This is a genomic window from Actinocorallia herbida (assembly GCF_003751225.1).
Classification (GTDB): Bacteria; Actinomycetota; Actinomycetes; order Streptosporangiales; family Streptosporangiaceae; genus Actinocorallia; species Actinocorallia herbida.
Genome location: NZ_RJKE01000001.1, coordinates 3,696,624 through 3,721,494, shown reverse-complemented (window position 1 = coordinate 3,721,494; position 24,871 = coordinate 3,696,624). Strand labels below are relative to the sequence as shown.

General features: G+C 72.1%; 19 protein-coding genes. 8 read left to right on the top strand and 11 right to left on the bottom strand.

Annotated features, from left to right (window positions below; all coding sequences use genetic code 11):
- Window positions 1-31 precede the first annotated feature (31 nt).
- The 7 genes from EDD29_RS17245 to EDD29_RS17215 form a co-directional block, all read right to left on the bottom strand.
- Window positions 32-2,437 carry a xanthine dehydrogenase family protein molybdopterin-binding subunit gene (locus EDD29_RS17245; RefSeq protein ID WP_123665388.1) on the bottom strand — a complete coding sequence of 802 codons (2,406 nt, stop codon included), beginning with the start codon at window positions 2,435-2,437 and terminating at the stop codon, window positions 32-34.
- 384 nt (window positions 2,438-2,821) lie between these two features.
- Window positions 2,822-4,348 (bottom strand): GMC oxidoreductase, encoded by a 1,527-nt coding sequence (locus EDD29_RS17240; protein WP_123665387.1) that lies wholly within the window; start codon window positions 4,346-4,348, stop codon window positions 2,822-2,824.
- Window positions 4,349-4,546: 198 nt separating this feature from the next.
- The gene (locus EDD29_RS17235; RefSeq protein ID WP_211359762.1) at window positions 4,547-5,917 is read right to left on the bottom strand and encodes an ABC transporter substrate-binding protein; all 1,371 of its coding nucleotides are present in this window, start codon (window positions 5,915-5,917) and stop codon (window positions 4,547-4,549) included.
- A 382-nt stretch (window positions 5,918-6,299) separates the two neighbouring features.
- The gene (locus tag EDD29_RS17230; RefSeq protein ID WP_123665385.1) at window positions 6,300-7,085 is read right to left on the bottom strand and encodes an enoyl-CoA hydratase; all 786 of its coding nucleotides are present in this window, start codon (window positions 7,083-7,085) and stop codon (window positions 6,300-6,302) included.
- A 9-nt stretch (window positions 7,086-7,094) separates the two neighbouring features.
- Window positions 7,095-8,267, bottom strand: coding sequence for an acyl-CoA dehydrogenase family protein (locus EDD29_RS17225; protein ID WP_123665384.1), 1,173 nt, complete (start codon window positions 8,265-8,267; stop codon window positions 7,095-7,097).
- Window positions 8,258-9,250, bottom strand: a complete 993-nt coding sequence (locus EDD29_RS17220; RefSeq protein WP_123670534.1) for an acyl-CoA dehydrogenase family protein — start codon at window positions 9,248-9,250, stop codon at window positions 8,258-8,260. The genes EDD29_RS17225 and EDD29_RS17220 overlap by 10 nt, the downstream gene beginning before the upstream one ends.
- A gap of 101 nt (window positions 9,251-9,351) precedes the next feature.
- On the bottom strand, window positions 9,352-10,530 hold the full coding sequence (locus EDD29_RS17215; protein WP_123665383.1) for an amidohydrolase family protein: 1,179 nt from the start codon (window positions 10,528-10,530) through the stop codon (window positions 9,352-9,354).
- 88 nt (window positions 10,531-10,618) lie between these two features.
- Between EDD29_RS17215 and EDD29_RS17210 the strand changes: the two genes are divergently transcribed.
- Window positions 10,619-11,335, top strand: a complete 717-nt coding sequence (locus tag EDD29_RS17210; protein WP_123665382.1) for an alpha/beta hydrolase — start codon at window positions 10,619-10,621, stop codon at window positions 11,333-11,335.
- Between the two features lie 53 nt (window positions 11,336-11,388).
- Here the strand turns inward: EDD29_RS17210 and EDD29_RS17205 are convergent, their stop codons facing one another.
- Together EDD29_RS17205 and EDD29_RS17200 are read right to left on the bottom strand one after the other, a co-directional pair.
- Entirely contained in the window at window positions 11,389-12,600 is a 1,212-nt protein-coding gene (locus EDD29_RS17205) for a CaiB/BaiF CoA transferase family protein (RefSeq protein WP_123665381.1), read from the bottom strand.
- On the bottom strand, window positions 12,597-14,051 hold the full coding sequence (locus tag EDD29_RS17200) for an aldehyde dehydrogenase family protein (protein WP_246052815.1): 1,455 nt from the start codon (window positions 14,049-14,051) through the stop codon (window positions 12,597-12,599). The genes EDD29_RS17205 and EDD29_RS17200 overlap by 4 nt, the downstream gene beginning before the upstream one ends.
- A 188-nt stretch (window positions 14,052-14,239) precedes the next feature.
- On the opposite strand from EDD29_RS17200, the gene EDD29_RS17195 reads away from it, so the two are divergent.
- The 5 genes from EDD29_RS17195 (at window position 14,240) to EDD29_RS17175 (ending at window position 18,573) form a co-directional block, all read left to right on the top strand.
- Window positions 14,240-15,100 carry a mycofactocin-coupled SDR family oxidoreductase gene (locus EDD29_RS17195; protein WP_123665379.1) on the top strand — a complete coding sequence of 287 codons (861 nt, stop codon included), beginning with the start codon at window positions 14,240-14,242 and terminating at the stop codon, window positions 15,098-15,100.
- Window positions 15,101-15,122: 22 nt separating this feature from the next.
- The gene (locus EDD29_RS17190; protein ID WP_123665378.1) at window positions 15,123-15,323 is read left to right on the top strand and encodes a ferredoxin; all 201 of its coding nucleotides are present in this window, start codon (window positions 15,123-15,125) and stop codon (window positions 15,321-15,323) included.
- Window positions 15,320-16,696 (top strand): cytochrome P450, encoded by a 1,377-nt coding sequence (locus EDD29_RS17185; RefSeq protein WP_123665377.1) that lies wholly within the window; start codon window positions 15,320-15,322, stop codon window positions 16,694-16,696. Before EDD29_RS17190 ends, EDD29_RS17185 begins: the two co-directional genes overlap by 4 nt.
- A gap of 17 nt (window positions 16,697-16,713) precedes the next feature.
- Window positions 16,714-17,622, top strand: a complete 909-nt coding sequence (locus EDD29_RS17180; protein ID WP_170201444.1) for an alpha/beta hydrolase — start codon at window positions 16,714-16,716, stop codon at window positions 17,620-17,622.
- A 231-nt stretch (window positions 17,623-17,853) separates the two neighbouring features.
- Window positions 17,854-18,573: a TetR/AcrR family transcriptional regulator gene (locus tag EDD29_RS17175; protein ID WP_123665376.1), complete on the top strand. Its 720-nt coding sequence runs from the start codon at window positions 17,854-17,856 to the stop codon at window positions 18,571-18,573.
- 214 nt (window positions 18,574-18,787) lie between these two features.
- On the opposite strand, the gene EDD29_RS17170 is transcribed toward EDD29_RS17175, so the two are convergent.
- On the bottom strand, window positions 18,788-19,975 hold the full coding sequence (locus EDD29_RS17170; protein WP_123665375.1) for a thiolase family protein: 1,188 nt from the start codon (window positions 19,973-19,975) through the stop codon (window positions 18,788-18,790).
- 86 nt (window positions 19,976-20,061) lie between these two features.
- Here EDD29_RS17170 and EDD29_RS17165 point away from each other — a divergent pair, with 86 nt between their 5' ends.
- A complete protein-coding gene (locus EDD29_RS17165) occupies window positions 20,062-20,946 on the top strand; it encodes an alpha/beta fold hydrolase (protein ID WP_123665374.1) in 885 nt (294 codons plus the stop codon).
- Window positions 20,946-22,394 (top strand): class I adenylate-forming enzyme family protein, encoded by a 1,449-nt coding sequence (locus EDD29_RS17160; RefSeq protein ID WP_123665373.1) that lies wholly within the window; start codon window positions 20,946-20,948, stop codon window positions 22,392-22,394. Before EDD29_RS17165 ends, EDD29_RS17160 begins: the two co-directional genes overlap by 1 nt.
- Before the next feature lie 410 nt (window positions 22,395-22,804).
- Here the strand turns inward: EDD29_RS17160 and EDD29_RS17155 are convergent, their stop codons facing one another.
- Window positions 22,805-24,823 carry a thioester domain-containing protein gene (locus EDD29_RS17155; protein WP_123665372.1) on the bottom strand — a complete coding sequence of 673 codons (2,019 nt, stop codon included), beginning with the start codon at window positions 24,821-24,823 and terminating at the stop codon, window positions 22,805-22,807.
- Window positions 24,824-24,871: the final 48 nt, after the last annotated feature.

The following is a 24,871-nucleotide window of genomic DNA, read 5'->3' as shown; positions in this document are numbered from 1 at the left end:
GCCACCGCCTCACGGCACCGGTGCGGGTGGGTCATTTCTCTCCTGTCGAAGGGGTCGCCGCGTTGCGGATCGCGGTGACCAGTGACTCGGGCGTGAGCGGCAGGCGGGTGAGCTTGACGCCGAGCGGGGCGAGCGCGTCGGCGACCGCGTTGACGACGGCCGGGGGCGCCCCGATCGCGCCGCCCTCGCCGACGCCCTTGTAGCCGCCGGGGCCGGGTCCGGGCGTCTCCACGTGGCCGTACTCGATGACGGGCACGTCGGTGCTCGTGGGCAGCAGGTAGTCCATGAACGTGGTGGTGATCGGGTTGCCGTCCTCGTCGTAGGCGAGGTGCTCCAGCAGCGCGCCGCCGATGCCCTGGACGGCGCCGCCGGCGATCTGGCCCTCGACGACCGTCGGGTTGATCATGGGCCCGCAGTCCTCGCTGACGATGTAGCGCAGCAGCTTGACCGCGCCCGTCTCCACGTCCACCTCGCAGGTGCACAGGTGGGTCGCGTTGGCCCAGATGACCGGCGCCTCGGCCTTGTACCTGCCGCTGGCCTCCAGGCCGGGCGGGACGCCGGGCGGCAGCGCGTCGGTCTGGAAATAGGCGGTCTCGGCGATCTCGGCGAGGCTGATCTCCTTGTCGCGTTTGCCGCGCACCCCCGCCTTGCCGCGGACCATCTCGATGTCGCCGGGCGCCGCGTCGAGCTTGTGCGCCGCGATCCGCGCGATCCGCTCGCGCAGGATCGCCGCGGTGACCTCGACGGCCCCGGCCGTCATCGAGCCCGACCGGCTGCCGCCCGTGCCGCCGCCGAAGGGGGTGACCGCGGTGTCGCCCTGGATGGTGCCGACGTCGTCGATGTCCACGCCGAGCGCGTCCGCGGTGAGCTGGACCGCGGTCGTCTCGAGGCTGTTGCCGGTCGATCCGCCGCTCATGTACACGTTGACCTTGCCGGACGGCTCGATCCGGATCGTCGCGCCCTCGGTGGAGTGCAGGCCGAGGTTGTCGGTGGTCGGCTCGACGTACGTGCAGGTGCCGACGCCGATGTAGCGGCCCTCTTCCCGCGCCTTGGCCTGCTCGGCGCGGAACGCGTCGTAGCCGACCATCTCCAGGGCCTGCTCGAACGTCTCCAGCGGCGTGACGTCGCTGTAGGGCATCCCGTTGTGGTTGGTGTAGGGCAGGTCCTCGCGGCGCAGCAGGTTCTTGCGGCGCACCTCGGCGGGATCCACGCCCATGCCGCGCGCGGCGATGTCCAGCAGCACCTCTCGGGCGACCGACTCGAACTGCCACGGGCCGCGGTAGGCGGTCCGGCCGACGGTGTTGGAGAACATCGCCTTGGTCGCGAAGGTGCCCTGGGCGACGCGGTACGGGCCGGGGAACAGGATGCCGACGACCACGCAGGTGTTCATCGGGTACGGGATCGGGTAGGCGCCCACGTCCTGCACGAAGTCGATCGCGGTGGCGAGCATGGTGCCGTCGGCGTCGAAGGAGACCCGGACGTCGGCGTGGTCGTGCCGCGCCTGCCCGGCCGACAGGAGGTTCTCGCGGCGGTCCTCGATCCACTTGAGCGGGCCGGGGGTGCGCATCGCGGCGAGCAGGACGCACATGTCCTCGCGCTGCGGGAGCACCTTCTGGCCGAACCCGCCGCCGGTGTCGCGCATGATGACCCGGACCCGGTGCTCGTCCAGGCCGAGCAGGCGGGCGCAGAACAGGCGCAGTTCGTGCGGGGACTGGGTCGCCGCCCAGACCGTCAGCTCGCCCGTCGCGGGCTCCCACTCGGCGAGCAGTCCGCGCGTCTCGATCGGGACCGCGGCGTACGCCTGCTGGTAGATCGTCTCGCGGAACGTGTACGCGGCCTCTTCGAAGACCGGGAAGGACTCGACGGGCAGGCCCGCCAGCTCGATCGCCACGTTGCCCGGGTAGGCGGCGTGGACGAGTTCGCCGGACTCCGCCGCGGTCTTGTAGTCGACCACGGGCGGCAGAGGCGCGTAGTCCACGATGACGAGTTCCGCGGCGTCCTCGGCGATGTACCTGTCGTCGGCGACGACCAGGGCCACCGGGTCGCCCACGAACCGGACCTCGTCCTCGGCGAGCGGCGGCCTGGGCACGTCCTCGACCTGGCCGATGAGGGTGAACCAGGCCTCGCGCACCGCCGGGTTGAGGTCGGCCGCGGTGTAGACCGCGTGGACGCCGTCGAGCGCGAGCGCCTCGGCGGCGTCGATGCCCTCGATCCTGGCCCTGGCGAGGGGACTGCGCACGAAGCACGCGTGGAGCTGGCCGGGCCGGGTCACGTCGTCCACGTAGGAGCCGTGGCCGGTGAGCAGCCTGCGGTCCTCGACGCGGCGGACCCGGGTGCCCGCGTACCGGCTCCCCCCTGAGGGGGACTCGGCGGCGTCGGGCGCCGCGGTGCTCGGGCGTTCTTCGGTGAGCTGGTCGGCCGGACCGGGCTCGCTCACTCAGGGCCTCCTTTGACCGGGTGCGCGGGGTGGTCGCACCTGGGCCGGACATCCTGTCCGGCCCGGATGCTGAGCATGCGCACAACATCGCTGAGCACATGCTTAGCACCCGCCCAAGAGGCCGTCAAGGTCGACTGCGCGGAGCCCGGTGAAAACGCGAAAAGCCTGGTGGGAGCGGGCTTTGCGGCGATCGGGGCGCCCCGGGAACGCGGCAGCGCCGCCGCGCCTTCGGACAGGGCGCGCGGCGGTGCGGACGGCTCGGTGGCGGGCTCCCCGGCGAAGCCGGGCTCTCCAAGAGCCTGCCACCGAGCCCAATGGGTACGGCTCGGGGACGGGCTCTCCGAGAGCCTGCCACCGGGCCCGATGAGTACGGCTCGGACTACCTCAGAAGACCTCCCCGAGGTCGGTCCGGACGAGGGCCGCCATGCTGTGCTCGGCGAGTGCGGCGATCGTCATCGCGGGTCCGCAGGCGCCCGTGGAGCCGGGGATCCGTGAGCCGTCCAGCACATAGAGGCCGCGGTGCCCGAGCACGCGGCCGTGCCGGTCCACCGCGCCGCCGACGGGCACGCCGCCGAGCGGATGCCAGGTGGCCGGCTCGGCCGGGGAGGTGTCGGCGACGAAGCCGCCGCCCGCCTCGGCGAACGCGTCCATCCGCTCGGCGATCAGCTTGGCCACGTCGGCGTCGGCCGACCTCGGCCAGGTCAGCACCGCGTCGTCGGCTTCGGGGTCGTAGGTCCAGACGCCTTCGGGGCGGACGATCCCGCAGCCGGCGAGCGCCATCATCCGGGCCGGGCTCGGCGGCAGGATCGGCGAGCCCGCGTGCACGACGGTGTACGGGATCGGGCTTCGCGGGTCGCGGCCGCCCACGCACGACGGGCCGCCCTGGGGACGTCCCGGGTCGTCGTCCATCTGGACCCAGGCGTAGGCGCGGTTGCCGTTGGTGCCCCAGCCGGTGCCGACGGCGTCGGGCAGGCCGGGCACGAGTCCCTTGCCGCGCGCCTTCACCAGCAGCCGGGTGGTGCCGGGAGATCCGGCGGCCAGGAACACCGCGTCGGCGGTGATCCGCTTGTGTTCGAGGACCGTGCCGTCGGTGCCGAGGCGGTCGACGTGCAGAAGCCAGCGGCCCCGGTCGTCGAGGGCGAGGTCGCGCACGAGGTGCAGGCTCTCCACGGTGACGCGGCCGGTGGCCTCGGCGGCGGCGAGGTAGGTGACGTCCACCGAGTGCTTGCCGCCGTTGTTCACCCCGTAGGCGAGGTCTCCGGTGATGTAGGTGGGAGTGTGCTCGCCTTCCAGCTCGCCGCGCACATGGTCCCAGTCGACGGGGACGGGCAGCCGGAACGTCTCGAGGCCCGCCTTCCGCGCGGTGTCGAGGAAGAGGCGGGACGAGCGGTAGGCGTCGGCGGCGAGGACGTCGTCGGGGATCGTGCCGAGCCGCAGCATCCGGGCGACGGCCGGGTAGGCCCACCGGTCGAGGTCGCCGTAGGCGTCGGCGAGTTCCGGCATGGACAGGGCGAAGTGCTCCTCGGCGGGCTGGAGCGTCATCCCGTGGGAGACCAGCGAGCCGCCGCCGACCCCCGCCGCGCAGTTGACGGCGGTGCCCCGCCCGCGCAGCGTCTCGATGAGACCGGTGTAGGGCGCCCAGCGGGTGAAGACGCCTGGGGTGGTGCTCCGGTCGGTGAGCCAGCCCGCGCGGGCGTCGAGGTCGGCTGCCCGGGGGAAGGTGGTCGAGTCCGGCCCGGTCGGCCAGCGCACGCCTCGTTCCAGCACGAGTGTCGGCACGCCCGCCTCCGCGAGCCGCAGCGCGGCGACCCCTCCCCCGAAACCCGTGCCGACGACGACGGCCCGCGCGTGGTGCTCGGTGGTCTCCGGCGCGGGGCCGGACTGCTGCGGGGCGTGCGGGGGCTGCGGCACGGCGGCTCCAAGGTTCGGGGTGGGACCGCGACGGGTCGGGCCGCGGAGGGAGCACCGGGCCCAACATAAAGGCGTGCACGTCTGGCGGCAAGACCCTTAGTCATTTTGGAGAACTGCATTTCCGCAGAGGGTGAACCCCTGGTACGGGCCCGGGCCGGGCACCGAGGTGCCCGGCCCGGAAAGCGGGATGACCTACCGCTACCTCGTCTCCAGGTCCGCCATGGACCTGCCGACGTCCTCGAGCTTCATGGGCTTCACGTACGACCTGGTCAGCTTGTAGACCGGCGCGTCGCAGCGGAAGGCGCCCTGGTTCGGCTTGAAGTCGGCGGGCTTCCAGCCGTCGGGGGTGGCCTGCTCGACGTTGAAGCACTTGAGCGGGGCGTCGATCTGGCTCAGGTCGATCGGCGCGAGCAGCCCGCCGGCCGTCCAGGCCGATTCCTTCAGCACGGCCTCGTAGGCGCACTTGCGGGTGAGGTCGTCACCGCAGGACCCGGCCGCCTTGGCGAACAGGACGAACGCCGTGAACGCGCGCACCGCGCCGAGGGAGACCGGCGCGCCCGGGGCGTACTTGGCGAACAGGTCGATGAGCTGCTGGGTCGCGGGGCTGCTGGACGCGCTCTCCAGCGGGTGGACGCCCCCGATGTCGGCGAGGTTGTTCTGGAAGCCGATGGCCTTGCCGGCGAGCTTCAGGAACGCCGGGCCGTAGGAGTAGGCGTTGGCGTCGATCCAGTCGAGCCTGTAGTTCAGGTTGGTCAGCGCCAGCTCCAGCTTCACCAGGTCGGTGAAGTTGCCGTAGAAGACCAGGCCCTTGACCTTCTTGCTCTTGATCGCCTGGGCGTAGGGCGTCCAGTCGGCGATGCCCGCGGTCGGGTAGGTGTCGCTGTAGGAGAAGGTGCCTCCCGCGGACTCCACCGTCTCCTTGACCTGCTCGTTGAGCACCTTCGTCACGGGCGAGTCGCCCACGATGCTGCCGACCGCGCCCGCGGAGCCCGGATAGGCCTCCTTGAGGAGCCAGGTGAAGTAGCCGGCGTAGCGGCTGTAGGACGCGCCGCCCCACGGAGAGACCTGCAGGTCGGATCCCGTGTTCTCGACCATGGTGGTGGTCGCGGGGAGCGCCGGGAGCATGCAGCTCAGCCGGTCCTTGACGCCGAGCGAGTCCAGCGCGGAGCCGCCGCCGACGAGGAAGAAGTCCTCCCGGCAGGCCTCCAGCATCCGCTGGCGGACCTCCATCAGCTTGGCGTCGCGGATCGTCGCGGTGAGCTTGCGGCCGTTGATGCCGCCGGCGTCGTTGCACCAGGAGGTGAAGACCTTGGCGGCGTCGGCGTAGTCGCCCCGCTTGTCGTAGCCCTGGTCGGTCAGCGTGCCGACCTTGATCTCGTCGGCCGTGACGCCCTGGACCGGCGCCAGCGTCTGCTTGCCGGGCCCGCACAGGCCCTTGAGCGTGCCGAAGTCGGCGGAGGCCCCGGCGACCGGGGCGCCGTCCTCGGTGCCGCCGGAGCCGTCGCGGCCGCAACCGCTCACGACGAGGACGAGGGCGGCGATGGCCGCCAGCGCTCTGTGGTGTCTCAAACGATGCTGTCTCACGGGGTCGCTCCTCATGATGTGGCCCCCGAATTCGGCGGGTGGTCCCGGCTCACGCGCGAGCCGGGATGGGCGGACCGCACCGCCCGACGGGCGGACGCACGGCACCGCGGAGCGTTCACGGGTCCCTCAGCGGAGCATAAGTTCGCGAACGCTCACTCCGTTCACCATCGTGGGCTCCAGGGCCTTCCGTCAAGAGGCCGCCGGGGCACGATCGGAACACGTTGCCGCAGGTCAGCGGGCTTTTTTACGCATGCGGCGGACAGGGCCGGGCGCCGCTCCTCGCGCCCTGCCCCATCCGCCGCCCCACCGCCCGCGGGCCGGGCTGCCGCGGTCCGCACGACGCGGACACCGGCCCGGCGGGCCGTCCTCACTTGATCTTCGTCTTCATCTCCTCGAGCCGGACGAGGATGGGGTAGCCGCCGACGGACAGGGCGTTGCCGTGGCCGGTCTGGTGGACGTCGAAGACGGACTGGATGGCGGCGTAGAAGCCCTGGACGTCGAGGGTCTGGTTGACCGCGCGCTTGGCCTGGCGGAGGCCGAACGACGGCATCTCGGCGATCTGGGCGGCGAGGGCGCGCGCCTCGGCGTCGAGGTCCGCTCGCGCGACGACCCTGTTGACCATGCCGACCTTCTCCGCCTCCTCTGCCGTCAGGGGGCGGCCGGTGAACAGGATCTCCTTGGCCTTGCGCGCGCCCAGCTCCCACGTGTGACCGTGGTACTCCACTCCCCCGATGCCCATCGTCACGACGGGGTCGGAGAAGAGCGCGTCCTCGGCGGCGATGATGAGGTCGCACGGCCAGCACAGCAGCAGACCGCCCGCGATGCAGCGGCCCTGCACCGCCGCGATCGTCGGCTTGGGGATGTTCCGCCAGCGCAGCGAGTACTCCAGATACCGCCGGGCCTCCGCGGCATAGATCCAGTCGAGGGTGATCTTCTCCGGGGCGGGTGTGCCGCTCTTGAGGTCATGCCCGGCGGAGAAGTGCTTGCCTTCCGCGCGCAGGACGATGACCGCGACGTCCTCGTCCGACGCGCCCCGGGTGAAGGCCGCGTCGAGCTCGTCCAGAAGCTGCATGTTCTGGGCGTTGGCCGCTTCGGGGCGGTTCAGGGTGATCGTCGCGATCTTGTCCGCGACGTGGTATTCGATGTATCCCATGGAGGCTCCTCAGGCTCGGGGGAGGCCGAGCACGCGCTCGGCGATGATCGTCCGCTGGATCTCCGAGGTGCCGCCCGCGATGGTGCCGCCGAAGCTGCGCGCGTAGCGCTCGAACCAGCTCGTGGTGAACACGTCGAGGTGCAGCGGCGCGGGCTGCGCCGTGGGCGTCGGGTACAGGCCCTCGACGCCCTGGGCGTCGAGGATCCGTTCCAGCGCCTTCTGGGCGGCCTCGGAGCCGAACACCTTGAGCACCGACAGCGCCGCGACGTCCTGGTCGCCGCGCGCCGCCCTGGCGAGCGCCGCCGAGCCCATGAGGCGCAGCGCCTGCGCGTCCATGAGGAGGGTGGCGTACCAGTCCCGGTCGAGCGGGGTCTCGGGGGTGAAGTCGCGGATCTCCTCTTCGAGGCGGGCGGCGAAGCTCAGCCACAGCAGCGTCCGCTCGTGGCCCAGGGAGCCGTTCGCGACCCGCCAGCCGTCGTTCAGCGGACCCACCAGGTTCGCGGCGGGCACCCGGACGTCCTCGAAGAAGACCTCGTTGAAGTCCAGGTCGTCGCGTCCCGCGATGGAACCGAACGGACGCCGGGTCACGCCGGGCAGGTCCGTCGGGATGAGCAGGACGCTGATGCCCTTGTGCTTGGGCACGTCCGGGTCCGTCCGGACGAAGGTGAGGAGCACGTCGGCGTCATGCGCCCCGGACGTCCACACCTTCTGCCCGTTGACCACGAACTCGTCGCCGTCCTGGACGGCCCGGGTCCGCAGGCCGGCCAGGTCGGAGCCCGCGCCGGGCTCGCTCATCCCGAGGGACGCGGTGATCTCGGCCCGGAGGATCGGCACGGCCCACCGCCGCTTCTGCTCCTCGGTGCCGAACGACAGCAGCGACGCGGCGATGATGCCCAGGCCCTGCGGGTTGAAGCTGTGGTAGATCCGCCGCTTCGCCATCTCGGCGAGGTGCACGTACTGCTCGATGATCCCGGCGTTGCGCCCGCCGAACTCGGGCGGGTTGCCGGGCAGCAGCCAGCCCTCGTCGAACAGCCTGCGCTGCCAGCGGCGGGCCCATTCCGGCACGTGCGAGCTCGACCGGGACCGCTCGGCGGTCTCCGCGCCGCTCGGCGCGTGCTCATCGAGGAACGCGGCGAACTCGGCCCGGAAGGCCTCCACGTCGGCGTCGAATGTCAGCCGCACAGGTGCTCCTCAACGATGAGCGCCCGGTGCTCCGCCGCGCCGCCGAGCAGCAGCTCGCCGGACTTGGCGCGCTTGAGCGCGAACTGAAGATCGTTCTCCCACGTGTAGCCCATGGCCCCGAACAGCTGGAAACCGTGCCGGAACACCAGTCCCTGGCACTCCCCCGCCGCCGCTTTGGCCATCGACGCGGCGTAGGCCGGATTGTCGCCTTCGCCGGCGATGACCAGCGCGGCGTAGTAGGCCAGCGCCCGCGCGCGCTCGATCGCGACGTGCATGTCGGCGGCCTTGTGCTTGACGGCCTGGAACGAGCCGATGGGCACGCCGAACTGCTGCCTGGTGCGCGCGTGCTCCAGCACGAGGTCCAGCACCCGCTGGCAGGCGCCGACCATGCTGAGCGCGATGCCGGTCACGGCGAGCGGCCTGACCTCCGCGACGCCGACCCCGCTGCGCCCGGCCGCGGTGACCCGGACGCCGTCGAAGGAGACCTCCGCGACGTGCAGGAGCGGGTCGAAGACCGGCGTCGCGACGGCCGTCGCGCGGGCCGCCGGGACGGCGAAGACGCCCGCGTCGGTGGCCACCGCGAACCAGTCCGCGCGATCGCCGTCCAGGATGTGCCGGGCGGTGCCCGAGAGCAGCCAGCCGTCCCCGTCGGGGGTCGCGGTGACGCCTTCGAACACGGCGGTCCCGGCCTGGCCGCGCGCGGCGGTCTCCGGAAAGAACGGGACGAACTGCGTCATCGTCGCCAGGTAGGGCGTAGGGTCGACGGCCCGGCCCAGCTCCTCCAGCAGGATCGCCAGTTCCACGGTCTCGCCGCGCTCGGTCAGCTCGGTCCAGCCGTGCCGGGAGTAGGCGGCCCAGACCGGCGCGGGGTCCACCCCGCCGTCGACCACGCTCCGCACGAGCGAGGGCGGGCACTCCTTGGCCACGGCCTCGCGGACGGTCGTCTGCCAGAACCGCTGGTCCTCGTCGAACTCAAAGATCACGGCGGCCACCGCCGGGTCCGGCCCACCGGGCCGCTGCGCGCTTCACGGGTTCTCCTTAGATCGGTGCGGCCCGCCGGACGGACCGGCCGGCGGGCGCGGGGTCACGCTGAGATGAGGCGGGCCAGGTTGCCGCCCATGATGAGCGCCTTGTGCTCCTCGCTGAGGCCGTTCAGCTCGTCCACGTAGGTGACGGGGTCGGCCAGGCCCTCGGGGTGGGGGTAGTCCGAGCCGAACAGGACCCGCTCGACGCCGATGAGGTCGGCGAGCTTGCCCATGTCGTCCTCCCAGAAGGGAGAGATGTGGATGCAGCGCTTGACCGCGACGACCGGGTCCTCGATGAACGCGTCGGGCATCTTCTTGTAGATGCTGGCGAGCTGGTCCAGCAGCGGGCCGACCCACACCGAGCCGTTCTCGATGACGGCGATCTTCAGGTCGGGGAACCGGGAGATCGCGCCGTGGCAGGCCAGGGCGGCGACCGCGTCCTGGATCGGCCGCCACTCGAACACGCCCCGGAAGGCGTTCGGGACGAACGGCAGCATCTCCTGGTCGACGCCCATCCAGTCCGCGACGTAGCGGCTGTAACCGCTGTCGGAGGAGTGCAGCGCGACCAGGACGCCGTGGTGGACGACGCGCTCCCAGAACGGGTCGAACTCCGGCAGGCCGAAGGAGCGCGAGTGCCGGACGCCGGGCACCGGGGCCGGACGGATGAGGATCGCCCGGGCGCCGTTGGCCACCACCCAGTCGAGTTCCTCGATGGCCTTGTCGACGAACGGGAGGCTGATGACGGGGGTGGTGAAGATCCGGTCCTGGTAGTTGAAGGACCAGGTCTCCAGCAGCCACTGGTTGAGGGCGTGGACGACCGCGTGGATCATCTCGGGGTCGTCCCGCATGCGCTCCTCGATGAGGCTCGCCAGCGTGGGGAACATGAGGGTCTGGGCGATGCCCAGCTCGTTCATCAGCTCCAGGCGCGGGGCGGGCTCGCGGAACGCAGGGATGGACTTCATCGGCTTGCCGAAGATCTCCCGGCGGCTCTTGCCCTCGGGGTTGCCGACGCGGAAGTAGTCCTCCATAGCGCCGGGCCTGGCCACCACCTCGAAGGTGGGGTTGGGGATGAACTCACTGATGTGGCCGCGCACCGCGATCTTGGTGCGGCCGTCCACCTGGACGTACTTGATGGCGCCCTTGTACTTCTCCGGCAGGTACTTGGTCAGCGCCTCCTCGGTCTCGTACAGGTGGTTGTCGGCGTCGAAGAGCGGATACGGAAGTTCACGCGAAGGCATGGAGATCTCCTTTGGGGGACCGGGATCCGGTGTGGATATGATGTTCTCCATGAACGAGAACATCATATCCATATTTGGAGAATGAACTATGGCCAGTGAGTCCTCCGTGCTGGCGCACGGACTCGGGTTGACGGTCCTGCCGCGCACGCGATCCGGCGGCGTCGTCCTGTACCTGCACGGCGATCGCAGCCTGGCGGGCGATCCGGAAGCCGGACTCGGCCTCGCCGAGGACCTCGCGGCGCGCACCGGCTTCGAGGTCTTCTGCGCCAGGTACCGGCCCGCCTTCCCGGCCGCGCTGCACGACGTCCGCGCCGCCTACGGGCACTGCCGGACGCGTGGCCAGGTCGCGCTCGCGGGCCGGCTGGAAGGGGCCGGGCTCGCCGCCGCGCTGCTGCTCAGCCTGCGCGACGAGGGCGCTCCCCCGCCGCACTGCGCGGTGCTGCTGTCGGGCCTGCTCGACCTGCGGCTCACCGCGCAGAGCCTGCTGCTCAACGGCGCGACCGACCCCTCGTTCGACCTGCAGGACCTGCGCGGCCGCGCACGGGCCTACGCCGGGGACGCCGCGCCGACCGACCCCCTGCTCAGCCCGCTGCTGGGCAACCTCCACGGGCTGCCCCCGGTACAGCTCCAGACCGCGGGCACCGACCCGCTGCTGGACGACTCCCTCGCGTTCGCGGGCCGGGCTGCGCGGTCCGGGGTCGACGTGCACCTGCGGGTCCGCTCCAGCGCGGCCGACCTGCGCTCCGGGATGATCGGCTCCGCCGCGGCGTTCCTCACCTCCTGGGCGCCCGCCGCTTCGGACTGACCGCGGGACGGGGCGCGGACCGGCGCCGGAGCGCCGGCCGCGCCACCGCGGGGTCATGTGATCGCGCCCGTCGTCTTCAGCTCGATGACACGCTCCCAGGTGAGGCCGAGTTCGAGGAGTACCTCCTCGGTCTGCGCCGCGAACTCCGGCGCCGGGCGCGCGGCCGCGCTGACCACGTCGAACTGCACGGGGCTCGCGGCGACCTTGAGCTCCCCGGTGTCGACCAGGTAGTCGTTCGCCGTGACCTGGCCGTCGGAGACGACCTGGTACGAATCCTGGACGGGCGCCCAGGGGCCGGAGAGCGTGGTGAACCGCTCGCTCCACTCCGCGAGGGTGCGGGTGGCGATGACCTCCCGCAGGATCTCGACGGCCTGGCCGGTGTTGGCCGTGATGTCCGCGCCGGTGGCGAAGCGCGGGTCGTCGATGAGGTCGGGGCGGTCGATGTGCCGGCACACGTCGGCCCAGAACTTCTCCGCCTGGAGCATGACGAGCGACAGGTAGCGGCCGTCGGCGGTGCGGTACAGGCCCGTCAGCGGGTTCGCCGGGGAGCCGTGCACGCCCGTCTTGGCCGCGACCATCGGCTCGCCCAGGTGGGCCGAGAGCGCGATGCCGTGGCCGAGCGCCCAGACGCCGCTGCCGAGCAGGGAGACGTCCACGACGGACGGCTCGCCGGTCCTGCCGAGCTTGACCAGCGCCGCGGCGATGCCCCCGGCGAGGTTGGTGCCGGAGATGGTGTCGCCGTACGCGGGACCCGGCGGGCTGATCATGCCCTCGACGTCGGGCGGGGTGAGGCTCGCGGCGGTGCCGGCGCGCGACCAGAAGGCCGTCATGTCGTAGCCGCCGCGCGTGGACTCGGGCCCGCGCGGGCCGAGGGCGCTGCCCCGGGCATAGATGATCTTCGGGTTGACGGCGCGGAGGTCGTCCACGTCGATGCCGAACTTCGCGCGGTGGCCGGGCAGGAAACTGGTGAGGAAGACGTCGGAGTTGCGCGCGATCTCGTAGATGACCTCGCGGCCGTCCGGGTGGGACATGTCGATCCCGATGCTGCGCTTGCCCCGGTTGGCGTGCGCGAAGTTGGGGTTCGGGTCCCCCTCGACGCGCATGGTGCCGGTCTGCCGCAGCCCGCGCTGCGGGTCGCCGTGCACCGCGTGCTCGACCTTGACGACATCGGCGCCCCAGTCGGCGAGCACCCCGCCCGCCGACGGGACGAACCCGTACATCGCCACTTCCAGGACGCGGACTCCCTCGAGCGGTCCGCCGCTCATCCGACGACCGCCGCGAAGACCTTGCTCTCGAGGAACTCCTCGAAGCCGGGCACGCCGCCCTCCCGGCCGATGCCGGACTGCTTGTACCCGCCGAAGGACGCGTCGCCGCCGAAGTAGTAGCCGCCGTTCACGCTGAGCGTCCCGGTGCGGATGCGCCGGGCGACCGCGATGGCGCGCTCGTTGTCGGCGCCGAACACCGCGCCGGACAGGCCGTAGATGGAGTCGTTGGCGATGCGCACGGCGTCGTCGACGGTGTCGTAGGCGATGACCACGAGGACGGGTCCGAAGACCTCCTCCTGGGCGATCTCGCTGTCGGGGGCGACGTTCGTCAGCAGGGTCGGCTTGTAGAACCAGCCGGGATCGACCTTCTCCCCGCCGGTGACCAGCTTCGCGCCCGCCGCGACGGCCCGCTCGACCAGGCCGTGCACCTTGTCGCGCTGCCGCTCGCTGATGAGCGGGCCCATGTAGGTGGCCGGGTCGTTGGGGTCGCCGGGATTGATGCCCTGGAGGAAGGTCGAGGCCTGCTCGACGAAGGCGTCGTGCTTGTCGCGCGGCACGAGGACGCGGGAGGTGATCGCGCAGCCCTGGCCCGCGTGGCTGCAGATCATGAACGCCGACGCCATCGCGGTCAGGCCGAGGTCGGCGTCGTCGAGCACGATCATCGCGGACTTGCCGCCGAGTTCCAGGAACGTCCGCTTGACGGTCTTGGCAGCCGCCTCCATGATGCGCCGCCCGGTCGCGGTCGAGCCGGTGAACGTCACCATGTCCACGTCGGGGTGGTTGGTGAGCGCCTCGCCGGACTCGGGCCCGGCGCCGGACAGCACGTTCACGACCCCGGCCGGGATGTCGGTGTGGTCGTGGATCAGCTCACCGAGCGCCTGGGTGACCAGCGGCGTGTCGGGGGGACCCTTGAGCACGATCGTGCAGCCCGCGGCGAGCGCCGGGGCGATCTTGGCCAGCGCGATCTGGACCGGGTAGTTGTACGGGGTGATCGCGGCGACGACGCCCGCGGCCTCCTTCTCGACCCAGCGGCGGTGCTTGCGGCCGCGGCTCTCGATGACGCCCAGCTCCTCGGTGAGCGGGTACGTGCCGAGCAGGTCGGCATAGTAGGCGACGATCCCGATGGGCTCGTCGAGCTGGGTGGCGTGCGTGGTCATCCGGGGCGCGCCGGCCTCGGCGATGAGCAGCTCGCGCAGTTCGTCGGCGTGGTCGAGCAGCACCTGGTGGAGCTGCCTGAGGCACCGTACGCGCAGGTCCACGTCGGTCGACCAGGCGGTCGTGTCGAAGGCACGGCGGGCCGCGGCGACCGCCGCCTCGGCCTCCGCGGCCGTGGCGTCGGGGGCGTGGCCGACGATGTCCCCGGTTGCGGGGTTCGTTGACGAGAACGTCGTTTCCGTCTCGACGAGCCGCCCGTCGATGAGCAGCTTCGCCCGTCTTGGCGTGGGTGGCACCGGTCCTCCTCGGATATGGGTGGGAACCATTTAATGGAGTGAGCGGACACTCATCAAGCCTGGTTTTCCGTCCTACATGAGAGTATGGTTCTCGCAATCGGAATCGAGCTTCTTTCGAGACGAAAATTTCAGACTCGAACATGTGCTCGACCGCCGCCCCTCTTCCGCCCCGAGCAAGGAGCCACCCCATGGGACGCGTTGAAGGAAAGGTCGCCTTCATCACCGGAGCCGCCCGCGGTCAGGGCCGCAGCCACGCGGTCCGCCTGGCACAGGAGGGGGCCGACATCATCGCGGTCGACCTCTGCCAGGACTACGCGACGGTCGACTACCCGATGTCCACCCCCGACGACCTCAAGGAGACCGCCCGCCTCGTCGAGGAGCAGGGCCGGCGCATCGTCACCGTGCAGGCCGACGTCCGCGAGGCCGCCCAGGTCCGCGAGGCCCTGGAGCAGGGCATCGCCGAGCTCGGCAAGGTCGACGTGGTCGTCGCCCAGGCCGGTATCGCGCCCCTGCACGGCAACCCCCCGCTCCAGGCGTGGAGCGACGTCGTCAACGTCAACCTGCTCGGCTCGATCAACGCGGTCCAGAGCGCGCTCCCCCACCTCACCGAGGGCGGGTCCGTCATCACCGTCGCGTCCGCGGCCGCGCTCATGTCGCAGGGCATGGTGCAGAACCCCGGCACCAACCCCGGCGGCAGCGGCTACGCGTGGGCCAAGCGCATCCTCGCCGACTACACCCACGAGCTGGCCCGCCAGCTCGCGCCGCGCTCGATCCGCGCCAACGTGGTGCACCCGACGAACGTGAACACCCAGATGCTCCAGAGCGCGCCGATGTACAAGTCGTTCCGGCCCGACCTGGAGAACCCGACGCGCGAGGACGCCGAACGCGCCTTCTACGTCCAGCAGGCGATGCCCGTCCCGTACATCGAGCCGGTCGACATCAGCAACGCGATCCTGTTCCTCGCCTCCGAGGAGGCCCGCTACGTCACCGGCCTCCAGCTGCGGGTCGACGCCGGCGGCTACCTCAAGTGGCACGACTTCCACGTCTGAGCGCGAAGGAGAGAGACACACCGTGAAGGTCACCGTCGATCAGACACGCTGCCAGGGGCACACCCTCTGCGCGATGAAGGCCCCCGACATGTTCGAGCTCGACGACGTCGACGGCCACTCCTCCCCGGTCAGCCCGGACGTCCCGGCCGACCAGGTGGGCAAAGTGATCGCCGCCGTCAGATCCTGCCCCGAGCAGGCCATCTCCGTGGAGGACGCCCCGTGAGCACCGACGACCTCCCGGGCGACGAGGAGCGCAAGAGCCCTTCGTACGCCTTCGACCGCCACGCGCCCGGCTACCGCGAGCGGTTCGAGGAGATCACCCACGAGATGCACGCCAAGTGCCCCGTCGCGTGGAGCGAGACGCACGGCGGCCACTGGGTCGCCGCAGGGAACCGCGAGGTGTTCGAGCTGGCGGCGCGCAACGCCGACCACCTGTCGAACGACCACGACGTCAAGGGCGAGCGCCGCGGGTACAAGGGCATCTCCATCCCCTCTCCGCAGCGCGCCCGCGGCAGCCGCGGCGGCTTCCTGGAGATGGACCCGCCCGAGCAGCGGCACTACCGGCAGGCGCTCAACCCGTACCTGTCGCCCGCCGCGATCAACCGCTGGATCCCCTGGCTGGACGAGCTGGTCCGGGCCTGCCTCGACGAGAAGATCGAGTCGGGCTCCATCGACTTCGTCGAGGACCTCGCCAACATCGTGCCGGCGGTCTTCACGCTGGCGATGCTCGGCATCCCCGTCAAAGACTGGGAGGTCTACTGCGAGCCCGCCCACGCCGTCATCTACACCCCGATGACCTCGCCCGACATCATGCGGGTCGGCGGGCTGCACATGGCGATGCAGGCGGAGATCGCGCGGCAGCTCACCGAGGTCCGCGAGAACCCGCGGCCCGGCCTGATCGACGCGCTCATCAACGCGCGGATCAACGGCGAGGCCCAGCCCGACGACGAGATCCGCGGCGTCCTCGGCCTGCTCATCGGCGGCGGCTTCGACACCACCACCGCGCTCACCGCGCACGCCATCGAGTGGCTGTCGGAGAACCCGGAGGAGCGCACGAGGCTCAGCGCCGAACGCGACGAGCTCCTCGACTCGGCCACCGAAGAGTTCCTGCGCTTCTACACCCCGGCCGTCGGGGACGGGCGCACGATCTCGGCGGACTGCACGGTCGGCGGGATCAGCTTCAAGGAGGGCGAGCGCCTCTGGCTGTCGTGGGCGATGGCCAACCGCGACCCCGCGGTGTTCGAGAACCCCGACGAGATCGAACTCGGCCGCGAGGGCAACCGGCACGCCAGCTTCGGCCTCGGCATCCACCGCTGCATCGGCTCCAACGTCGCGCGGACGGTCTTCAAGCGGATGCTGCTCGCCGTCCTCGACCGGATGCCGGACTTCGTGTGCGACCCCGAGGGGGCCGTGCACTACGAGACCATCTCGGTCATCAACGGCATGCGGTTCCTGCCCGCCACGTTCACCCCCGGCAAGCGGCTCGGGCCCGGGCTCGCGGAGACCCTCGAACTCCTCCAGAAGGCCTGCGACGAGCAGCGGCTCGCCGAACCCGTCACCGTGCGGAAGGCCGCGGCCGAGCTCAGCGGCCAGTGAGCCGGTCTCCGGACGGCATGTCCCGTGGGGTGGCATGCCGTCCGGCCGACCGCGCGGCCCGGCCGCGCGGTGTGCCCGGCGCCCCCGAGATCGTCGACGTCGCGGGCATCCCGATGTCGGCGCTGGTCAGCCGGGCACCCGCGCCCCGGGCCGTCATCGTCGCGATGCACGGCGGCATGACGACCGGCCGGTACTTCGACGTGCCCGAGCTGCCCCGGCAGTCACTGCTGCGCACCGCCTCCGCGCTCGGGTTCACCGTGGTGGCGCCGGACCGGCCGGGTGTCGGCGCCTCCGCGCCGCACGAGCGGCTGTTCGCCGACTCGGCGCGGCGCCGCGTCGACCTCGTCCACGGCCTGCTCGACGCGCTCGTCCCGCCCGGATCACGCGGTGCGGGGCTGTTCGTCGTCGGGCACTCGCGGGGCACGGAGCTGGCGCTGCAGCTCGCCGCGGACGAGCGGGGCGCGGACCTGCTCGGCGTGGAGATCGCGGCGACCGGACGGCGCCTGCACCCCGAAGCGGAGAAGGTGATGGCCAGGCACCGGCGCGGTGAGCGGCCCAGCGGCCTCGACACCGTCCTGTGGGGGCCTGAGCGGCTCTACCCGGAGTCCGTGGCCCGCGGACTGCGGGTCTTCGCCCCGAACCCGTCGTACGAGGCGGTCGAAGGGCCCCGCTGGCAGGAGATGCTCCCCAGGTACGCCGCCGCGGTGCGGGTCCCCGTCCATCTCACCCTCGGCGACCACGAGCGGTGGTGGCAGACCGGACCCGAAGCCCTGGCCGACCTCGCCGCGCTGTTCACCGCCGCGCCGCGGGTCGTCGCCGAGATGCAGGCCGACGCGGGGCACAACCTCAGTCTCGGCAGGACCGCCCTCGCCTACCACCTGCGGGTCCTCTCCTTCGCCGAGGAGTGCGCCGCCGCGCGCGGCTGATCCCGCGCCTCGTTCCCCCGCCGATCATGGCCCCGCCGGACGCGTCCGGCGGGGCCATGACGCGTCCTGCGCCGTTTTCGGAGTAACCTGACGATCATCGGCCGTCCGGGGTCCCCCGCGTGTGCCCGGACCAGCAGGGCACCGCGCGTACTACTATGTAAGTATGTGCCCACTCACCTCCGGCGCCCGCGGCCTCCGCGCGTGTGGAGGAGCAGTCACCGGGAGACCCGCATGAGCACCAAGCCGGTCGGCTCCACAGCGGCGGTCGAGCCTTCGGCGGACCCCGCCGACGAGGGCGCGCAGCAGGCCGCAGAGAAGCGGCCGCGGCGGCGCCTCACCGCGGCGGCCCGTAAGAGCTCGATCCTCGCCGCGGCACGCCGCGCGTTCATCGAGACCGGCGACATGAACGGCACCACGATCAAGCTGATCGCCGAGCACAGCGGCATCAGCGAGGGCGTCATCTACCGGCACTTCGAGAGCAAGGAACAGCTGTTCTTCGAGGCCGTCGTGGAACCGCTCAAGCAGGCGGTCGACGATCTCGTCGCGGCCACCGAGGCGGTCGACCGGGAGCAGCCGCTCACCCCCGAGCGCCAGCTCCGCACGATGACCGGCCTGTACCGCCAGCTGATCTCGACGCTGGAAGAGATCCTCCCGCTGCTCGGCCTCGTGCTGTTCGGCGACCCACAGGTGGCCCGGCGCTTCTACCAGGAGAACCTGACCGTCGCGATGGACCGGCTGGCCGAGGCCTGGCGCCAGGTCGAGGACCGCTACGGCTACCCGTTCGAGTCCCCCGACATCTCCGCCCGCGCCGTCATGGGCATCGCCCTCGTCCTCGCCCTGGAGAGCCACCACGGCAAGGGCTTCGACCGCCACCGGGCCGTGTCGCTCATCAGCGAGGGCACCGTCAAGGGGTTCTTCCCCCCCTTGGAGCCGGCCCGCCGCAGGCAGTGACCCGCGCGGCGGCCCGCCGGCCCGACCTTCCGTTGACCCGAACGACCGTCTTCATCCCGTCGGCCCAGAACGTGAGCACGGGTTGCTCCGCGGCGAGCCGCCAAGAACCGGTCGCGCACTTGGGCACGGCCGACGCCGGAACCACGGCGACGACCGCGCCGGATGCCGCCGCGACCACGACGGCACCCCGCAGGAATCCCTGCAAGCCGGACGGCTAGCTCGGGGCCGGGACCTCCAGGACGAGGGCGGTGCCCATGCCGCCGCCCGCGCACATGGCGGCCACGGCGGTGCCGCCGCCGCGGCGGCGGAGTTCGTGGATCAGGGTGAGGACCATGCGGGTGCCGGTCATCGCGACCGGGTGGCCGAGGCTGCATCCGCTGCCGAGGACGTTGACGGTGTCCGCCGGCAGGCCGAGGGCCTTGGTGGCGGCCACGGCGACGGAGGCGAAGGCCTCGTTGACCTCCCAGAGGTCGACGTCGGAGACCTTGAGTCCGGCGCGGTCGAGCGCCTTGGGGATGGCGCGGATCGGGGCGAGTCCCGTCTCGGCGGGCGGCACGCCGACCGAGGCCCAGGAACGCACGAAGGCCAGGGGCGCCAGGCCCGCGCCCTCGGCGAACTCCCGGTCGGTGACGACCAGGGCCGCGGCCCCGTCGTTGACGCCCGCCGAGTTGCCCGCGGTGATGCCGAACCCCTCGATCTCGGGATGCAGCGGCTTCAGGGAGGCGAGCTTCTCCAGGGTGGAGGTGCGCCGGGGGTGCTCGTCGACCTCGAACGTGAAGGACGTGCCGTCGCGGCGGGCCACCTCGATCGGCACGATCTCGGCGGCGAAGGAGCCCGCGTCGATCCCGGCGACGGCCCGCTCATGGGAGCGGACGGCCCAGGCGTCCATCTCCGCGCGGGTGATCCCGGCCTTGACCGCGGTGTTCCAGCCGACCGTGATGGTCATGTCCCGGATGGGCGCGTCCGGCGTCTCGCGGTGGCTGGGCGCGAGCCAGTCCTCGGTCCACGCCTCGGTGCCCGGGACGCGCCGGTTCACCTTCGGCATCGTGGAGCTCGACTGGACGCCGCCCGCGACGACGACCCGGTCCATGCCCGCGATGATGGAGGCCGCGGCGGTCTGGAGGGTGGCCAGGCCGGACGCGCAGTGCCGGTTGTGCGCGAGGCCCGGCGCGTTGACCAGACCCGCCTCGATCGCGGCATACCTCCCGATCGCGCCACCCCCGTACAGGGACTCGCCCAGCACCACGTCGTCGAACTCCTCGGGCGCGATGCCCGACCGCCGGACCGCCTCCGCGACGGTCAGGGTCGCGAGGTCCATCGCGTCGACGTCGGCCAGGGAGCCCCGGAACGCCGTTCCGATCGCCGTCCGGGCGCCCGCGACGATCACCGCTTCTCGGCTCATCTCCCGCTCCTCGTCTCCCCGTCCGCGAAGGCGGGATCAAGTAAGTGAGCATTCTCTTATGTCCCCTGGGATAGTAGCTTCGGGGTATGGCGACAGCAAGGGTGCAGGGACTGACGGTCGGCTACGAGGTGATCGGCGAGGCGGGGCGCCCCTGGGTGCTCACCCCCGGTGGCCGCGATTCCAAGGACACGCCGGGGCTCCGCGAGACGGCGCGGGCGCTGGCCGAACGCGGTAACCGGGTCCTCATCTGGGATCGCCCCAACACCGGCGAATCGGATGTGTGCTTCACCGGGGAGTCCGAGTCGGCGATGCAGGCGGACACGCTCGCGGCGCTGCTCAGGCACCTCGGGCTCGGCCCGGCCGTCATCGCGGCGGGCTCCGGCGGGTCGCGGGTCTCGCTCCTCGCGGCGGCGCGGCACCCCGACGTCGCGTCGGCCCTCGCCGTCTGGTGGATCAGCGGCGGCGTCTACGGGCTCCTGTCGGTGGGGATGCACTACTGCGGCGAGTCCGTCCGCGCGGCCTGGGAGGGCGGCATGGAGGCGGTCGCGGACCTGCCGTCCTGGTCGGAGGTGCTCGCCCGCAACCCCGGCAACCGCGCGCGCTTCCTGGCGCAGGACCCCGCCGCGTTCATCGCCACGATGGAGCGCTGGCTCGCGGTCTACTGCCCGTCCGCCGCGGAACCCGTCCCGGGGCTGACCGCCGGGCGGGCTCGCGAGCTGGACCTCCCGGCACTGGTCTTCCGGAGCGGCACCGCCGACATCCACCACCGCCGCGAGACCTCCGAGGAGCTGGCCCGGCTGCTGCCCGGCGCCCGGCTCGTCGAACCGCCGTGGGGCGACGCCGAATGGCCGGAACGGCAGGCGGCCCGCGCCTCCGGCGAGGCCCCGGGGCTCTTCGTCCGCTGGCCCCTGCTCGCACCGCTCCTGCACGACTGGGCGGAGTCCGTTCTCCCCGCGTTCAAGGAGGCGTGATGGGCGAGAGCAACGCGCAGCGGATCCGGGTCCTGGCCGACGCGTGCGCCGGGGAGGCCGTGCTGCGGCATGTCGCGCTCGACGGCGCGGAGCAGGCGTTCACCTGGCGGGAACTCGATGATCGGTCGTCCCGGCTCGCCGGGGCTCTCGCCGCGCGGGGACTGGGCGCGGGCGACAGGCTCGGCATCGGCCTGCGCAACTCCCCCGAGTTCGTGTTCGCGGTGTTCGCCGCCTGGAAGCTCGGCGCGGTGCCCGTCCCCGTCCGCTGGGACCTGCCGGAGTGGGAGCTGGCCCGGCTGCGGGAGGTCGTCGCCGCGCGCGTCCACCTCTCCGCCGACGACCTGGCCTGGATCGACACGACCGCGGACGGACCCGTCCCGGACCTCCCCGACGTCGTCTCCCCGCACGGGCACGGCATCTGCAGCAGCGGCTCGACGGGGCTGCCGAAGGTGATCCTCAGCGACCGGCCCGCGTTCCACGATCCGGTGTTCAGCACGCCGCTCATGCAGATGTGGCGTCCCGTGGCCCGGCCACAGACGATCCTCGTCCTCGCGCCGATGTACCACGCGAACGGCTTCACCACCCTGTTCGGGCTGCTCGCGGGCGACCGGCTCGTCCTTTCGGCGAAGTTCGACGCGGCCCGCGCGGTCGACGCGATCGAGCGGCACCGGGTCACCACGTTCACCGCGACCCCGACGATGCTCCAGCGCATCGCCGACCTGCCCGGCATCGACGCCCGCGACCTGTCCAGCCTGGACTGGATCCTCCAGGGCGCCGCCCCCATGCCCCCGTCCCTGGCCCGCCGCTGGTGCGCCCTGATCGGCCCGGAGCGCCTCGCCATGGCCTACGGCATGACCGAGGCCCTCGGCATCACCGCGCTGCGCGGCGACGAGTGGCTGGCCCGCCCCGGCAGCGTCGGCCGCGGCCTGCGCGGCACCGAGATCCGCATCCTCGACGACAAGGGCGACGACCTGCCTCCCGGCAGGCCCGGAGACATCTACCTCCGCTCCGCCAGCTACCACGGCTACACCTATCTGGGCGACGCCCCGCGCCTCCCCACCACCCCCGACGGCTTCCAGACGGCGGGCGACCTCGGCCACCTCGACGCCGACGGCTACCTCTATCTCCTGGACCGCCGCGCCGACCTCGTCATCACCGGCGGCGCGAACGTCTACCCCGCCGAGGTCGAATCCGCCCTCATCGACCACCCGGCCATCGCCGACGTCGTCGTCCTCGGCCTTCCCGACCAGGAGTGGGGGCAGCGGGTCCATGCGGTGGTCGAGCCGGCCGACCCCGCCTCGCCCCCGTCCGCCGACGAGGTCATCGCCTACGCCAAGTCCAGACTCGCCGCGTACAAGGTGCCCAAAACCGTGGAGTTCACCGAGATCCCCCGCAGTGCCGCCACCAAGGTCAACCGGGGCGCCATGCGGGCCGCGCGGGGCGGCTGACGTCCGGAGATCCCCGAACCTGCGCGGCCCCGGGCTTCGGCGTGCTTTCCTCGGGGGCCAGGCCGAACCGTACCCGTCTGCTGGAGTTCTCCGGGCTCGCGACCGTCGGGTGCCCGTCCGCGCGGACGCGGGACCCTCAGGGGGATCTCGCGGCGCCCAAGGCCGATCCCGGCGCGTTCGCCCGGCGGCTCGGGCTCGCCGACGCCGCCGGCGAGGAGACCTTCGGTGAACGCCTCTCCCGGCTCACCGCCGAGGTCGAAACCTCGGCCGTCACCGCGCTGCTCAGCGGCGGCTGCTGGAACCCCGGCCCGGCGCGGGTCGGCATCGCCCGCCCCCTCACGCGCGCCGAGGGCGCGCCCCGTCAGGGACGCGCCCTCGAACACTCCGCCGTAGGCCCGGCCGGGCCTACGTCAGCGCTCGTACCTGAGGTGCCTGCCGAACCTGCGGTGGTCGCGGTGCGCGAAGCGCTCGCGGCGCGCACCGAACCGGGTGCGCTCGCCGAACCTGGGGTGCCTGCCGAACCTGTGGTGCCCGCGGTGCCCGTGGCGCCTGAAGTTCTTGTGGCCACAGTGCTCGCCGTGCTTGTGCCTGACGTGCTGATGGCCGCCGCGGTGCCCGTGGTCGGAGTCCCGGTGGCCGAACACGAACCTGTCGAACGCGAGCCGGTCGAACCAGTCGTCCTCGTGGTCGCGGTGACCGTCGCGGTGGCGCTTCACGTACCGGTCCTCGACGACGATCCGGTTCGTGCCCTTCTCCCGGATCTCCACGGTGCGCGGGTGGATCCGCGGCCGTCCAACGGATTCGACGTCCGCGTTCTCGCCGGTCTCGGTCTCCCGCACCCGGCAGCGGGTCCGCGTCGGGATGCCGGTGACGACGGGCTGGCGGTGGATCCCGGCGGGGGTGCCCGCGGGGATCGTGAAGGTCCGGTCGAACCCGTCGGCGGTGCAGTCCAGCGCGAGGACGATCGCGCCCTGGCGGCCCGCGCCCGGACCTGAGATCTTCTTGACGACCTCCAGATCGCCCGTCGCGCGCGCGTAGGTGTCGGTGACGGAGACCTCCGCCGTCTCGTTCGCCACGATGGTGACGGTCACCGGCTCGATCTCCGGGTCGCCGACGATGTCGACGAGCGCGTTGTCGCCCGTGGCCGTCTCGGTGACGGTGCAGGCGCTCCCCGCCGGGATGCCGCTGAACGTCCGCGGGTGGGACCCGGCGGACGCACGGCGCGGGAAGACCGCGGTGAAGCTCCGGTCGCGGCCGCCCGCCTCGTCGACGCACTCGATCCGCACGACCACCCTGCCCTGGAGCCCGGCGGCGGCGCCCGCGATCGTCTTGGTCAGCTCGAGGGCGCCCGCGGCGAACCGGTTGAGCTCGGCGCCCGCGCGGACGACGAGTTCGGCCTGCTGGGCGAGGATGAGCTTCTGGGCCTCCTCGAGATCGGGATTCGTCCCGTCGTAGAGCAGGACGGTCCCGGTCAGGATCGTCGAGACCCGTTCCAGGACGAATCCCGGCGGGCTCGTCGCCGACGCGCTGCGCGCCCACAACGAGGTCCCGGGCGCCACCTCGGCGCCGTCGACGAGCGCGTTCCGGCCCTCCGCGTCGGTGAACACCGCGACCCCGTTGGTCCGCAGGATGCCCGTGACGGTGCCCGACACCCGGAACGGGCCGACGATCTCGCCGGTCGACGGCGCGTCCATCGTCTCCGGCATGACCTCGAGCTCGGGCTCGACCGGCTCGGGGCTCGGCCCGTTCGCCAGCGCGTCCGAGACGATCTGCTGGACCAGCGCGAGCACCGCGGTGCTCGTGGTCGCGACGAGGAACCTGTCGCTGAAGTACCAGATCGCCGCCTGCACGGCCGCGGCCCTGATGTTGTCATTCGCCGCCGACGCGGGTTCTCCGGTCGTCGGGAAGTAGTGCAGCAGGATGTACTCGACATAACCGAGGTTCGGGACGTTCGCCTCGGTCCAGTCGCCGAGCTCGTAGTTGACCCCGATCTGGGTGTCGGTCTCCAGGTCGATGCAGTACGTCAGGCCCGTCCGTCCGGAGACGGGATCGGCGATCCGGATGAGCCCGGCGAAGCTCGCGTTGTGCGCCGTGGAGCCGGTGGGGATCGTCGCAGGGTAGCCGGCGAGCGGATCGAAGCCGACCGGGGCGATGAAGCCCGGGACCGCGGTCCCCGCTCCGGTGCCCGTGATCGTCGCCTCGGTCAGCAGGTCCCGCCCCTGCGCGGCCTGGCCGACCGGGTTCAGGCCGGCCATCGCGGCGTCCGGCGCGAGCAGGATGACCGCGGTCGCCGCCGCGCAGACCGTGAGCAGCCGCGTCGACCGCCCCCTTCGGCCGCCGTTCGACGCTCGCGTCCCGACTTTCGTATGCCGCCCGCCCGGGCGGCCGACGGCCGAGGCCGCCTTCCGCACGAGGCGTCGCACGGACACCGCAAGGCCCATCGATCCCCCTGTCCAGGAAGCCGCCGCCCTCGGTCC

Bases quoted from the DNA above. Each gene is read 5' to 3' on its own strand.
- EDD29_RS17230 (WP_123665385.1), bottom strand. From the start codon at position 7,085: ATGGGATACATCGAATACCACGTCGCGGACAAGATCGCGACGATCACC.
- EDD29_RS17205 (WP_123665381.1), bottom strand. From the start codon at position 12,600: ATGAGCGGCGGACCGCTCGAGGGAGTCCGCGTCCTGGAAGTGGCGATG.
- EDD29_RS17180 (WP_170201444.1), top strand. From the start codon at position 16,714: ATGTCCCGTGGGGTGGCATGCCGTCCGGCCGACCGCGCGGCCCGGCCG.
- EDD29_RS17160 (WP_123665373.1), top strand. From the start codon at position 20,946: ATGGGCGAGAGCAACGCGCAGCGGATCCGGGTCCTGGCCGACGCGTGC.
- EDD29_RS17210 (WP_123665382.1), top strand. From the start codon at position 10,619: ATGGCCAGTGAGTCCTCCGTGCTGGCGCACGGACTCGGGTTGACGGTC.
- EDD29_RS17175 (WP_123665376.1), top strand. From the start codon at position 17,854: ATGAGCACCAAGCCGGTCGGCTCCACAGCGGCGGTCGAGCCTTCGGCG.
- EDD29_RS17165 (WP_123665374.1), top strand. From the start codon at position 20,062: ATGGCGACAGCAAGGGTGCAGGGACTGACGGTCGGCTACGAGGTGATC.
- EDD29_RS17170 (WP_123665375.1), bottom strand. From the start codon at position 19,975: ATGAGCCGAGAAGCGGTGATCGTCGCGGGCGCCCGGACGGCGATCGGA.
- EDD29_RS17215 (WP_123665383.1), bottom strand. From the start codon at position 10,530: ATGCCTTCGCGTGAACTTCCGTATCCGCTCTTCGACGCCGACAACCAC.
- EDD29_RS17195 (WP_123665379.1), top strand. From the start codon at position 14,240: ATGGGACGCGTTGAAGGAAAGGTCGCCTTCATCACCGGAGCCGCCCGC.